10 protein-coding genes are annotated in these 14,170 nt (G+C 51.5%); 8 read left to right on the plus strand and 2 right to left on the minus strand.

The annotated features are described in order from the left end of the window. Positions 1–121: 121 nt before the first annotated feature. The 3 genes from trpS (at position 122) to map (ending at position 2,228) form a co-directional block, all read left to right on the plus strand. Positions 122–1,135 carry a tryptophan--tRNA ligase gene (trpS, locus tag HMPREF3119_RS13555; protein WP_070580010.1) on the plus strand — a complete coding sequence of 338 codons (1,014 nt, stop codon included), beginning with the start codon at positions 122–124 and terminating at the stop codon, positions 1,133–1,135. Between the two features lie 117 nt (positions 1,136–1,252). Further along, positions 1,253–1,459 (plus strand): ParD-like family protein, encoded by a 207-nt coding sequence (locus HMPREF3119_RS13560; protein WP_004241949.1) that lies wholly within the window; start codon positions 1,253–1,255, stop codon positions 1,457–1,459. Beyond that, entirely contained in the window at positions 1,452–2,228 is a 777-nt protein-coding gene (gene map / locus HMPREF3119_RS13565) for a type I methionyl aminopeptidase (protein ID WP_004236966.1), read from the plus strand. Before HMPREF3119_RS13560 ends, map begins: the two co-directional genes overlap by 8 nt. Positions 2,229–2,296: 68 nt before the next feature. Here the strand turns inward: map and HMPREF3119_RS13570 are convergent, their stop codons facing one another. Then, positions 2,297–2,890, minus strand: a complete 594-nt coding sequence (locus HMPREF3119_RS13570; protein WP_004236965.1) for a TetR/AcrR family transcriptional regulator — start codon at positions 2,888–2,890, stop codon at positions 2,297–2,299. A gap of 144 nt (positions 2,891–3,034) precedes the next feature. Here HMPREF3119_RS13570 and HMPREF3119_RS13575 point away from each other — a divergent pair, with 144 nt between their 5' ends. From HMPREF3119_RS13575 to tadA, 3 genes are all read left to right on the plus strand, one after another. Further along, positions 3,035–4,489, plus strand: coding sequence for an MFS transporter (locus tag HMPREF3119_RS13575; RefSeq protein ID WP_070580012.1), 1,455 nt, complete (start codon positions 3,035–3,037; stop codon positions 4,487–4,489). 122 nt (positions 4,490–4,611) lie between these two features. Beyond that, positions 4,612–5,250: a leucine efflux protein LeuE gene (leuE, locus tag HMPREF3119_RS13580; RefSeq protein ID WP_004236962.1), complete on the plus strand. Its 639-nt coding sequence runs from the start codon at positions 4,612–4,614 to the stop codon at positions 5,248–5,250. Between the two features lie 65 nt (positions 5,251–5,315). Continuing rightward, positions 5,316–5,843, plus strand: coding sequence for a tRNA adenosine(34) deaminase TadA (gene tadA / locus HMPREF3119_RS13585; RefSeq protein WP_004241953.1), 528 nt, complete (start codon positions 5,316–5,318; stop codon positions 5,841–5,843). Here the strand turns inward: tadA and mltF are convergent, their stop codons facing one another. After that, complete coding sequence (gene mltF / locus HMPREF3119_RS13590) at positions 5,844–7,283, minus strand: membrane-bound lytic murein transglycosylase MltF (RefSeq protein ID WP_004236959.1); 1,440 nt, start codon at positions 7,281–7,283, stop codon at positions 5,844–5,846. It lies immediately after the preceding gene. Between the two features lie 261 nt (positions 7,284–7,544). Between mltF and purL the strand changes: the two genes are divergently transcribed. After that, entirely contained in the window at positions 7,545–11,432 is a 3,888-nt protein-coding gene (purL, locus tag HMPREF3119_RS13595) for a phosphoribosylformylglycinamidine synthase (RefSeq protein WP_070580058.1), read from the plus strand. 373 nt (positions 11,433–11,805) lie between these two features. After that, complete coding sequence (locus HMPREF3119_RS13600; RefSeq protein WP_070580014.1) at positions 11,806–14,157, plus strand: TonB-dependent receptor plug domain-containing protein; 2,352 nt, start codon at positions 11,806–11,808, stop codon at positions 14,155–14,157. Positions 14,158–14,170: the final 13 nt, after the last annotated feature.

Genomic DNA, 14,170 nt, shown 5'->3' on the forward strand with positions numbered 1-14,170 from the left:
GCGGCGCCGGTTTTGTTATTCAGTTTTAATTGCAAAAATCGCCGCCGGAGTGCGGCGATTTCATTTCAGACATATTGCATTCACCCCGGCGGCCTCTGATCACAATAAAAGAGGAAATCGTATGTCTGTTCATCACACCCAATCCGTTATTCTGACCGGCGACCGTATCACCGGGCCGTTACACCTCGGACACTATACCGGCTCGCTGCAACAGCGGGTCAGACTTCAGCATTCTGCCGTGCAGTATATTCTGATGGCGGATATGCAGGGACTGACGGATAACGGTGCGCAACCCGAAAAAGTAAACCGTTATTTTTATGATGTAGCGGCGGATTACCTGGCGGCAGGCATCGATCCCGCCCGTTCTGTGATTTGCCTGCAATCGGCGCTGCCCGCGCTGGCTGAACTGACACTGCTGTATCTCAATCTGGTGAGCGTTTCCCGGCTGGAGCGGAATCCGACGGTTAAACAGGAAATCATTCAGAAGCAGTTCTCCCGTACACTGCCGGCCGGATTTCTGATTTATCCGGTCAGCCAGGCGGCGGATATCACTGCGTTTAAAGCTGATCTGGTGCCGGTCGGGGAAGATCAACTGCCGATGATTGAACAAACCAATGAGATTGTCAGCAAAATCAATCATGTTACCGGGCAGGAATTACTGGTTCACTGCCGTGCTGAAGTCGGTAAAACCGGCCGCCTGCCGGGAATTGATGGTAACGGTAAGATGTCAAAATCACTGGGTAATGCCATTAATCTCTCTGTCAGCGCGGATGAACTGACGCGCGCCGTCAATGCTATGTTTACCGATCCGCAGCATCTGCGGGTGTCTGATACGGGGCGGATTGAGGGCAATGTGGTGTTTGCGTATCTTGATGCGTTTCATCCGGATACAGCCCTGGTTGCTGAGATGAAAACCCGTTATCAGGCGGGCGGTTTAGGCGACAGGGAGTGCAAATCAGTGCTGAACGAATGCCTGCAGGCACTGCTGGCACCGATCCGTGAGGAGCGGGCGCGGCTGATGGCGGATAAACCTTATCTGCTTTCGGTTATCCGCCGCGGGACAGAAAAAGCGCGGGAAGTGACACAGCAGACGCTGGATCAGGTAAAAAGAGGAATGGGGCTGCTTATTTTTTGAACCGCATTTTTTGCGGATTATGCTGAATAAGCAGGATGCGATTGATTCCCGTTTGCGGGAGGTCTACTATATGAACCATATCTGTTTTATATATGGTTTATCAGTTAAGGATTTCACGTGGGTATTGTTAAAATCTCCGATGAATTACATGAATATCTGCGCCGGGCGAGCACAGTGATGTCGCGCTCTATCAATGCTCAGGCAGAATTCTGGATCAAAATCGGAATGCAGGCTGAAATGAATCCGGATAAAACCTTCACAATGCTTGTCAGCGAAATGCTGGAAAAAGAGTCTGTCAGCCGGAAAGGAGAACAGCATGAGTAGTATCGTTATAAAAACACCTGAAGAAATTGAGCTGATGCGGGAATCAGGCCGTCTGCTGGCAAGCGTTTTTGCCATGCTGGACGATTTCATTAAACCGGGTGTTTCCACGCTGGCGATTAATGACAAAGTTGAAGATTATATTGTGAATACCCTTCAGTCACGCCCTGCCAGTAAAGGACAGTACGGGTTTCAGTATGTGCTGAATACCTCGCTGAATGAAGTGGTGTGCCACGGCGTTCCGAAAGCGGACGAACTGGTGAAAGATAAAGATATCATTAACGTGGATATCACACTGGAAAAGAACGGCTTTATTGCCGATTCCAGTAAAATGTATGTGATGCCGGAAGCATCGCCGCTGGCCCGTAAACTGGTGAAAACCACCTATGATGCCATGTGGGAAGGTATTCAGCAGGTGAAACCGGGCGCGACGCTGGGGGATATCGGTTCAGCTATTCAGCATTATGCTGAATCACGCGGCTACAGCGTGGTGCGCGAGTATTGCGGTCACGGTATCGGCCGTGAGATGCATGAAGCCCCGCAGGTGCTGCACTATGGTGTGCGCGGTAAAGGAACGGAACTGAAAGAGGGGATGACCTTTACCATCGAACCGATGATTAACCAGGGCGGCGCGAAAATCAAAACCAAAAAAGATGGCTGGACGGTGGTGACACGGGATAAAAAATTATCCGCGCAGTCCGAACACACCATTCTGGTGACCGCGACCGGCTATGAAGTGTTAACTCTGCGTGCGGATGAAACATTACGCTGATTTTTATCTGTATAAACAACAGAGTGTGCAAAGCCCGGCTGCGACCGGGCTTTTTTTATCAGAGCAGATCAGGCCTTCAGAAAGCGCAGAAACTGTTCATACAGCACGCCGCCCAGCGTCTGTGCGGTGTAGTGTCCGGACTGCGGCAGGGTATCCACCGCCGCATGCATACCGTGATAAATAATCATGGCCGTGATATCCGGATGTGCCACCCGCCAGTGACTGTGCTTCTCACCTTCCGCAATCAGGGCAAGCAGCTGATTCAGCACGGCATTTTCATGGTCATTGCCCTGCTGGTGAAATCCCTGATGGAACAGGACATCATGCAGTTCCTGTTTTTCAGTATAGGCCGTGACAGAACGATCACACCAGGCTGCCAGTCTGGCATCCGCATCACCTGCCGCACAGGCATCCATCGCCTGCTGAGTCTGTGACAGAAACCAGTCCATATAACGGTGGCGTAATGCCTCGTAAATGTCCGGTTTGGCGGCAAAATAGTGGTAATAGGTTCCCTTGGCGACACCGGCCCGCGCCACAATGTCACTGACCGTAGTGGCATCAAATCCCTTTTCGAGAAACAGTGATTCGGCGGCATCCATTAGTTCATTGATCCGGACATCGGCAGGTTTAAAACGGGGTTTGTGTTCTGCTGACTGAGTCATAAACGTGCCTTGTATAACGGAAAACCCTCATTATGCCATTTCCGGGGTATGAAGGCGAAAAAAATGCGCAAATGAAACACGTTCTCATTTTGATTGACCGTCGGTCGGTCAATGTGTATTCTGCCTCTGTGAAAGGAGAACACTATGAACAGACTTCGTTATTTTGCCGTTACTACCGCGATTTGCCTGGGTACTTTTATGGCAACGCTGGATATCAGTATCGTGAATGTGGCACTGCCGGCCATTCAGCATGATTTGGATGCACCGATGGTGTCATTACAGTGGCTGATAGATGCTTATGCATTGTGCTTATCCGCCCTTATCCTGTCCGCCGGTCCGCTGAGTGACCGTTACGGGCGCAAAAAGATGTGGCTGGCGGGAGTACTGATTTTTACCTTTGGCTCACTGCTTTGTGCACTGGCGGATACGCTGCCGTTGCTGCTATCAGGACGGGTGGTACAGGGGATAGCGGCGGCGTTACTGATCCCCGGAGCCTTGTCGCTGATCACGCATACTTTTGCGGATAATCAGCAGCGGATCCGTGTGATTGGTATCTGGTCATCGGTCAGTGCGCTGTCACTGATTACCGGGCCGATCCTCGGCGGCGTGCTGGTGCATACCACCGGCTGGGAAGGCATTTTTCTGATCAATATTCCGGTTGGTATAATCACGTTTCTGCTCGGGCAGTACGGCATCCGTGAAAGTGCGGATCCGGAGAAAGTGGCGTTTGATCCGGCAGGGCAGTTACTCAGTATCGCAGCGCTGGGCTGTGTGACATACGGGCTGACAGAGGCGGGTATTCATGGCTGGCTGCATCCGCTGACGCTGTTAACTGTCACCGGCGGAATTATTTTTCTTTTATTATTTCTGTACACCGAAAGCCGGGTGGCAAAACCGCTGCTGCCGCTGGCGGATTTCGGACGCCGCGAGTATCTGCACTATAATCTGGCCTCGTTTGTGATTGGTTTTGCGGCTTACACCAATGTGTTTTTTATCGCGCTGTTTTTACAGAAAGCGCAGGGCTGGAATGCCCTTGAAGCAGGATGGCGGATGTCGCCGGAATTTATCGCCATGGCGCTGTTTGCATTCTCTTTCGGGCGGATCGCCCGCAAACTGAGTATCCGGCTGATCCTCGGCACCGGTCTGCTGCTGACCGCAGCGGCCTGCGGGCTGATGACTTTACTGACGCCGTATACGCCGTATCCGCTGACAGGGCTGATGCTGTTTATGCTCGGCACCGGTATGGGATTATCGATTCCCGCCACCGGGGCGCTGATTATGCATGCCGCTGATCCGGCGCGTTCCGGCGTGGCATCGGCGACACTGAATATGATGCGCCAGACCGGTATGACGCTGGGGGTGGCACTGCTTGGTACACTGATGATACAGCGGGCGGTCAGTATTGCGCAGCACCGTCAGCTGCCGTCTGCAGAGCAGCTTATTACCGGCGCACAGAGCGGAGAACTGACAGTTGCCGTGCAGAATACAGTTTATGAAGCCTTTGCGGGCGGGTTTAATCTGGCAATGGCAGGCGCAGCATTATCGGCAGTATGGGTATTTATCCTGATATTTTATCCCCGCGGCCGCAAAATGCCGTAGGAAAACGGGAAAATAACCTTATAACAGAGTGGGTATATCCGTGGCATGTATTTTGTGATTTATTAATCTGAACACAAAATAATAAAAATCAGCAGTAAATTTGCACACACCACGGAGGCGTTATGTTTGAAAATCTGGGCATACTGAATATCGGTACTTATATTATCGGCGTTATTTTTATTATCCTTGTGCCGGGGCCGAACTCACTGTATGTCCTTAAATCCAGTGCGACATTCGGATATAAAAAAGGTTACCAGGCCGCACTGGGCGTATTTACCGGTGATGCGGTACTGATCATGTTGTCATTTCTGGGCGTGGCCTCAGTGATTAAAGCCTCTCCGGCATTATTTACCGCCGTGCGTTACCTCGGTGCCGCGTATTTATTGTATCTGGGACTGAAAATCCTCTATGCCACCTTTATGCAGAAGAAGGGGCATCATGAGGATAAGCCGCTGAAAGCGGAAAATGCCTTTAATAAAGCCCTGATCCTGAGCCTGACAAACCCGAAAGCGATTCTGTTTTATGTCTCTTTCTTTATCCAGTTTATTGATTTTAATTATTCTCATCCGGCGGTGAGTTATGGCGTGCTGGCGCTGATTCTGGAAACGGTCAGTTTTTTGTATCTCTCCTTTTTAATTTACAGCGGCACTAAATTATCACAGTTCTTCCGCCACAAAAAACAGGCGGCAAAAGTGGGCAACAGCACCATCGGACTGTTTTTTATGGGCTTTGCCGCCAAACTGGCGCTGTTTACGGCGTAAAGAAACTGCCTGCCTGACAAAAGTGACGCTATACTGTGCCTGATTTTAAATAAGCAGGTATCCACGTGACTGACAGTACAACACCTTATAATAATGATGAATTCTGGATGAGACAGGCGCTGGCGCTGGCAGAAGAGGCGGCGCTGGCCGGAGAGATCCCGGTCGGGGCTGTGCTGGTGAAAGATAATCAGCGCATTGCCGGTGGTTTCAATCAGCCGATCCTCAGCCATGACCCGACAGCCCACGCTGAAATTGTTACGTTGCGCGGGGCCGGGGCGGTGCTGGAAAATTACCGTCTTACCGATGCCACACTGTATGTCACCCTCGAACCCTGCATGATGTGTGCCGGGGCACTGATCCACAGCCGGATCAAACGTCTGGTGTACGGCGCGGCAGAGCCGAAAACCGGTGCTGCGGGGTCATTTATTGATTTGCTGACCTTACCGCGTCTCAATCATTATATGGAAGTGACAGGGGGCGTGCTGGGGGAGGAGTGTTCGGCAATGCTCAGTGAATTTTTCCGCCACCGCCGTGCGGAGAAAAAAGCCCTGAAAAAACAGCATGCGGAAAGTCAGAAATCAGAGAATGAGTGATCAGTTTGGTGCGGCAGAGGTCAGAATCTCTGCCGTTTCTTCCTGCGGCTGCTGTAACAGCAGCTCTTCCTGATGTAAATCGAGATAGCCCTGTAAACTGAGCTGGTAACGACGCACCCCTTCCACATAGCGGTAAGCTTCGTAACCGCGCGCATAGCCGTACGGCAGAGACTGATAATAGGCTTTTTTGCTCAGCAGCGGCAGACGGGATTTCACATCCAGCCAACTGTCCGGATCCGCCCCCTGCATCTCGGTCAGTTTGCGGACATCCAGCATATGACCGTAGCCCATATTATAAGCGGCGAGGGCAAACCAGATTTTTTCATCATCGGGGATGGAATCCGGCAGTTTGTCCATCAGGTAATTTATATATGTCCCGCCGCCCTTGATGCTCTGCTCCGGGTCAAGGCGATCCTCAATCCCGAAGAAATCCGCCGTCGGCCGGGTCAGCATCATAATGCCGCGCACGCCGGTCGGTGAGGTGGCGGTCGGGTTCCAGTGTGATTCCTGCCAGGCTATCGCAGCCAGTACCTGCCAGTCCATTTTCCCCGCGTACTTTTCAAACAGCGGGCGGTAAGTGGCCAGTTGGGTGTTGATGGCATTAATAAAGGTTTTGGTATCCACATAATTAAACTGATTCATGTGGCTGAAATACTTCTCTTCCAGACGCGCCAGGGTGTCGGTTTCCCGTGTCTGGTTGAAAAAATCGAGCAGGGCGGCATTCAGGCTGCTGTCTTCACTGCGTTTCAGATACCAGGTCAGCGGCTGGTTTTCTGTGACCTCAAAGGCCACCGTGACATTCGGATGAATATGCTGTTCCTGTGCCACGCTGACAGAATCGCTGACGACATAATCAATCTCACCTTTTGCCAGGCGCTGGAGCAGATGGCTGCTGTTTTTATCGGCAATTTCACGGATATCCAGATCCGGATATTTATCTGCTTTGAGCTGGCGGAGCAGGCGGGCGTGAGCACTGCCGGCTGTGACCCAGACCGGAGAGCCGAGATCGCCCAAATCCCGCGGACGTTTGTTACCCATGCGGTAGAGAAGCTGCTGTGCGACGGTGTAATATGTCGGGCCGCTCAGCGCGTTGTCCAGGCGGTCTTCATTATAGATAAGCCCTGCGGCGAGCAGATCGGCATCATTATTGGCAAGGTCGCTGAACAGGTCATTGACACCGTCGCGTTCCCGCACCACCAGTTTTACCCCGAGGTAGTCCGCGAAACGCTGCGCCAGTTCGTAATCAAAACCGCTGGCCTGTCCCTGCTTATTAAAGCTGATAAGCGGTGATGCCACTGCGCTGACACGCAGTTCCCCCCGCGCGAGAATACGGTTGAGCTGCGGCTGCTGCGATGGCCAGCTGATATTGATGGCGATCAGCGCCGCCGCGAACAGCGCGACGACGACGATAACGACATAATTTAGCTTTTTATGTACCAAAGGCGCATCTCACCGGTTACACAAAAGGATTCATTCTGAGGCATAAATTACCATGGTTATATTTCCAGTAATCGGACATTTTGCTCAACATTTTGTCACTGTGCAACTTTATTCCGTTTTCCGGGGCTGAAATCCGGAAAAAATCCCCCCGGGAAAAAACGTCACGCAAACGGTTTCGTCGGCGTCAGTATTGCTCTATAATGTGCCCGTTTCCCCTCCGGGCCGATGGCTCTGCGTGTTAAAAAGAGAGAACTGACAACTATGGAAATTTTGCGTGGCTCACCTGTGTTATCTGCGTTTCGCGTATCAAAATTTATCAGCGCGTTCACTGAACACCACCTGCCGGTGACCAACATCTATGCGGAATATGTGCATTTTGCTGATCTTTCCGCACCCCTGACCGACGATGAGCACACCAAATTACAGCAGCTGCTCCGCTACGGCCCGTCGCTGGCAGAGCATGCGCCGGAAGGGATCCTGTTTCTTGTCACGCCGCGCCTGGGAACATTATCTCCCTGGTCATCGAAAGCCACGGATATCGCGCATAACTGCGGTCTGTCAGCCGTTACCCGGCTGGAGCGGGGAATCGCCTACTATATTACTACCACAGGGCTGACAGAGAATGAACATCAGCAACTGAGTGCGCTGTTGCATGACCGCATGACAGAAACGGTTTTCAGCGAACTGTCACAGGCACAGGCGCTGTTTGCCCGTCATGAACCGGCACCGCTGACCGTGATTGACCTCGCGGGTCAGGGCCGCGCGGCACTGGAAAAAGCCAATATATCGCTGGGGCTGGCGCTGGCGGAAGATGAAATCGATTATCTGGCGGATGCATTCACGAAACTCGGCCGCAATCCGTCCGATGCGGAACTCTATATGTTTGCCCAGGCAAACTCCGAACACTGCCGCCACAAGATTTTTAATGCGGACTGGGTGATTGACGGCGAAGAGCAGCCGAAATCCCTGTTTAAGATGATTAAAAATACTTTCGAGCAGACACCGGATCATGTGCTGTCCGCGTATAAAGATAACGCGGCGGTGATGGAAGGCTCCTCCGCCGGACGTTTCTTCCCGCAGGGGGAAGACCGCAGTTATCAGTATCATCAGGAAGAGACTCATATCCTGATGAAAGTGGAAACCCACAACCACCCGACCGCCATTTCCCCGTGGCCGGGGGCGGCAACCGGTTCCGGCGGTGAAATCCGTGACGAAGGTGCGACCGGGCGCGGTGCCAAACCAAAAGCGGGATTAACCGGGTTTTCTGTCTCCAACCTGCGTATCCCGGGCTTTACCCAGCCTTGGGAGCAGGATTTCGGCAGACCGGACCGCATTGTCAGCGCCTATGACATCATGACTGAAGGTCCGCTCGGCGGCGCGGCATTTAATAACGAATTCGGCCGTCCGGCACTGCTCGGCTATTTCCGGACCTATGAAGAGAAAGTCAGCAGCCACAACGGCGAGGAACTGCGCGGTTACCATAAACCCATTATGCTGGCGGGCGGCATCGGTAATATCCGTGCTGACCACGTACAGAAAGGAGAGATCCCGCCCGGGGCGAAGCTGATTGTACTAGGCGGCCCGTCGATGAATATCGGCCTGGGCGGCGGTGCGGCATCTTCCATGACATCCGGTCAGTCGGATGCGGATCTGGATTTTGCCTCTGTGCAGCGCGATAACCCGGAAATGGAGCGCCGTTGCCAGGAAGTGATCGACGCCTGCTGGCAACTGGGGGATAACAACCCGATTCTGTTTATCCATGATGTCGGTGCGGGTGGTCTGTCCAACGCCATGCCGGAACTGGTCAGTGACGGCGGGCGCGGCGGACGTTTCGAGCTGCGCGATATCCTCAGTGATGAGCCGGGTATGAGCCCGCTGGAAATCTGGTGTAACGAATCCCAGGAACGCTATGTGCTGGCGGTCTCGCCTGAGCAGTTGCCGCTGTTTGAGGCACTCTGTCAGCGCGAGCGCGCGCCGTATGCGGTGATTGGTGAAGCGACAGAAAAACGTGACCTGATCCTGAATGACAGCCATTTTGATAATCAGCCGATTGATATGCCGCTGGATATCCTGCTGGGTAAAACCCCGAAAATGCGCCGCGATGTCACCACACTGACTGCGGAAGGCACACCGATTGATCGCCGCGATATTAATCTGCATGAAGCGGTAAAACGCGTGCTGCACTTACCGGCGGTAGCGGAAAAAACCTTCCTGATCACCATCGGTGACCGCACGGTGACCGGCATGGTTTCCCGTGATCAGATGGTCGGCCCGTGGCAGATTCCGGTGGCGGATTGCGCGGTGACCACTGCCAGCCTTGACAGTTACTATGGCGAGGCAATGTCCATCGGTGAACGTGCGCCGGTTGCTCTGCTTGATTTTGCCGCTTCAGCGCGTATGGCGGTGGCGGAAGCGCTGCTGAATATTGCCGGTGTGCAGATTGGCGATATTAAGCGGATTAAATTATCCGCCAACTGGATGGCCGCAGCCGGGCATCCGGGCGAAGATGCCGGGTTATATGCAGCGGTGAAAGCAGTGGGTGAGGAGTTATGTCCGGCGCTCGGCCTGACTATCCCGGTCGGTAAAGATTCCATGTCGATGAAAACCCGCTGGAACGAGCAGGGCGAAGAGCGTGAGATGACCTCGCCGCTGTCACTGGTGATCACGGCATTTGCCCGTGTGGATGATGTGCGCCGGACCGTCACGCCGCAACTGCGGAGCGATGTGCCGAACCGTCTGCTGCTGGTGGATCTGGGGGAAGGCCGTAATACCCTCGGTGCCACCGCACTGGCGCAGGTGTATCGCCAGCTGGGACAGAAAGGCGCGGATCTGCGCAATCCGCAGGCGCTGCGTGCATTCTTTGACACCATGCAGACCCTGGTGCGGGATGAAAAACTGCTTGCGTATCATGACCGCTCAGACGGCGGCCTGTTTGTCACACTGGCGGAAATGGCCTTTGCCGGACACTGCGGTGTGAATGCGGATATCAGTGCATTTGATGAGGATATCCTCGGCGCGCTGTTTACCGAAGAGCCCGGTGCCGTGCTCCAGGTGCGGGAAGCAGATCTGGATGGTGTAGTGCAGGCCTTCACCGATGCCGGTCTGGCAGATATGCTGCATGTTCTCGGTGAAGCTGTACCGGGGGATGATTTTGTTGTCCGCAGCCATAATACAGAAGTCTATCACCAGTCCTGCCGTGAACTGCGGATCATGTGGGCGGAAACCACCTGGCAGATGCAGCGTCAGCGTGATAACCCTACCTGTGCGGATGAAGAGCATGAAGCCAAGCAGGATCTGACAGACCCCGGCCTTAATGTGGTACTGACGTTCGATCAGAATGACGATATCGCCGCGCCATATATTGTAAAAGGCGTGCGTCCGCGTGTCGCGGTGCTGCGTGAGCAGGGGGTTAACTCCCATGTGGAAATGGCGGCCGCCTTCCACCGTGCCGGGTTTGATGCCATCGATGTGCATATGAGTGACCTGCTGAACGGGCACCTTCCGCTGGACAGTTTTCAGGCGCTGGTTGCCTGCGGCGGCTTCTCTTACGGGGACGTACTGGGTGCCGGTGAAGGCTGGGCGAAATCGATTCTGTTCAATCCGCAGGTACGGGATGAATTTGCGCAGTTCTTTGCGCGTCCGGATACCTTATCACTCGGGGTCTGTAACGGCTGTCAGATGATGTCAAACCTGCGGGATCTGATTCCGGGGGCGGATTTATGGCCGCGCTTTACCCGTAACCGCTCTGAACGTTTTGAAGCGCGTTTCAGTCTGGTTGAAGTGGCACAAAGCCCGTCTCTGCTGCTGAGCGGCATGGCCGGTTCGCGGATGCCGATTGCGGTGTCTCACGGCGAAGGGCTGGCGGAATTCCGTGATGCTGCACATCAGCAGGCGCTGACGGAACGCGGCCTGGTGGCTCTGCAATATGTGGATAACTACGGGCAGGTCACTGAACGCTATCCGGCGAACCCGAACGGTTCACCGGACGGTATCACGGCGGTCACGACCGATGACGGACGTGCCACTATTATGATGCCGCATCCGGAACGCGTTTTCCGTACCGTCAGCAACTCCTGGCATCCGGAGAACTGGGGTGAGGACGGACCGTGGTTGCGGATCTTCCGTAATGCCCGTAAACAATTAGGCTGATAAACACGCGGGTATAACTTTTCAGTTTTACCCGCTTTTTTACTTACCACAATAATATTACCGCAATAATAAATCCTCTCTGCTTCTGTCAGTTGCTGAACAGTATTGATAATCGTTATTAATTAGTTCCCACCTGAATACAAACATAAATAATAAGATAATCTATTTAAAAATAGTATTTTAGCCAGTTTAAAATTCCACTGTATCGATATTGCCATCCAATTATATTCAATAATGATTTTATCAGTAATGTGATGAAACATAGTTTCATTATCATTTTTTTCGTTGAATACGTAGTTTCACCATGTTAGCATTTGCAAACAATAATGATAATGCGAATAGATATCATTTGCTTTCAAATAAAGTTAACCCAATGAAAAATACAGATAAATTACTTATTGCAGCTATTACAGGCAGTTCATTTTGTAGTTTTTATACACATGCAGCTCAATATAACCCCGATAACCATATTAAGGTTGCGGTTAAATCGGATGCACACGCAGAGACAGATGATCCTCTGTCGTCTCAAACGATAACAGAGCAGGAAATAAAGGATTCACCATCATCTAATAGTAACCTGAGTGATTATTTGAAAGCCGTCCCTGGTGCCCGTGTGGAGAGTAAATCAGAAACAGGATTTACCAATGGTGAAATTAAACCGCTCTCTGTTTCCATTAACGGTGCGCCTTCAGAACAGACGGCGTATATGATAGACGGGGTGAATATTAATAACGATATTGACCCGGCTTCCTCCTTATTTGATGGCACCATGGGCGTCAATCCGAATAAGAGTTCAGAGCAGGCTTATTTCTTTGATGCGAAACTACTTTCGGGAATAACGGTTTACAGTAATAACGTTCCGGCAAACCTGGGCGGATTTACCGGCGGGGCAGTTGTGGCGGAAACCCGGCAGTACAGCGGGGAAAATCACGCATCAGTCAGTTACCGTACCACCCGGTCCTCCTGGGCATCATTAAAAGCGGATGAGGCTGTAAAAGACGCGCTGGATAAAAAAGTCCCCAACGGAATGAATGCAGAATTTCAGCCCGTTTATAAAAAGGAATTCTTTAATCTGACGGCGGAATACGGATTAACGGAGAATACCGGTATGGTATTCGGCTTCAGCCGCCGTGATTCTGATATCCGCCAGACCCGGATGCTGAATTCGAAAGGAGAGACGGATAACCGTAATCACACCCGCCGTTCCGATAATATGCTGGTCAATTTTAACTGGACACCGGATACCGGCCGGACACTGGAAGCCGGGTTCCGCATGTCAGATTATAAAGAGGGTAAGTTTTACGCCAATAATATTGATAATAACGTCAATGATACCCATCAGGCTTACGGTACGACGATCCGGTATATTCAGTCTGTGCCGGGCGGTAAACTGACATCAACGGCAGCATATGACAAGTTTTCCGATAAACGCCGTTCCAACAGTACCGAAGCCAGTGTGGTGACTGACCTGGATACCGGTCTTGATTTTGAAGAAGGCGGTTATGGTAACAGTCAGCTGACGCAGGAAAATATCAATTTAATTCTGGATTATAATGCTGACCCCGTATTCTTCGGAAATACAGAGCACGTTTTCAATACAGGGGCAGATTACCGTCATACGGCATATGCGTTTAAGCGGGATGAAGATGTTCACTCAACGGTATCATTAATTGACAGTACCGGCCGGGATGTTCTTTTAAGTGAACTGACCGCGTCAAAAGGAACCGTAAATACCTCTCATCAGAATTATGCACTTTATGCTCAGGACACGATTAAAACCGGTGATTTCACATTCCGTCCCGGCTTACGTCTGGAACGGGATAATTATTTAAGTAACACAAATATCGCTCCCCGTTTTACGGCTTACTGGCAGGCATTACCGGATACCCGGTTTAAGTTCGGACTTAATCGTTATTACGGACGTTCATTTGCCACGATGAAGTTATCCGGGAAAATACTGGAACTGAATCAGGATCGTACCCGGGATTACCGTTCACTGACACATTTAAGTACGCCGCATTCCGATGAATTGAACTTCGGGGTTAATCAGGACTGGAATAACTGGCGTATTTCCGCAGATTATACATACAGAAAGTATAAGCAGCGGATTGTGGTTAAGCGCAGTACTCAGGATGATAAGAAAGTTGATTCATTCATCAACGGCGATGATTTTAATGCTCAGATTTATACGCTGCAAATAACCAATAAAACACCGTGGACTCTTGGTGCGACAGAGTGGAATACCACATTAGGTGCTGACTGGCTGAATACCGGCAGAGCCGATCTTGAGAAAACATTAGATCCGGATGAGGCGGTTATTCTTGATGGACGTCTGATGTCCCGTGCTCAGATGGAAAAAGAAGTCAATAATAATGAAGAGGAGTGGATGGTCCGTCTGGGTGTTGATATGAAGATCCCGGATAATAATATTACCTGGTCGAATAAATTTTATATTAAAGCACCGGTCCATTCTTATGCAGAAACCAACAGTACGGATGATATTACTGTTTATAAAACGCAGAACTTCGGAACACATACTCAATGGGATACCAGCCTGAGCTGGCAGCCGGCTATTTACGGTTCACATCAGCTTTATTTCCGTGCCGAAGTACTCAATGTGCTGAACCAGGTCAGGAAAATGGAAAATAAAGGCTACAGTTCAAATGAGTACGGAATTTATACTCCGGGACGTGAATTCTGGCTTGAAGTCGGTTATGAATTTTAATTGAGACATAAGA

Origin of the sequence: Morganella sp. HMSC11D09, from assembly GCF_001807955.1 — a bacterium.
GTDB lineage: Bacteria > Pseudomonadota > Gammaproteobacteria > Enterobacterales > Enterobacteriaceae > Morganella > Morganella morganii.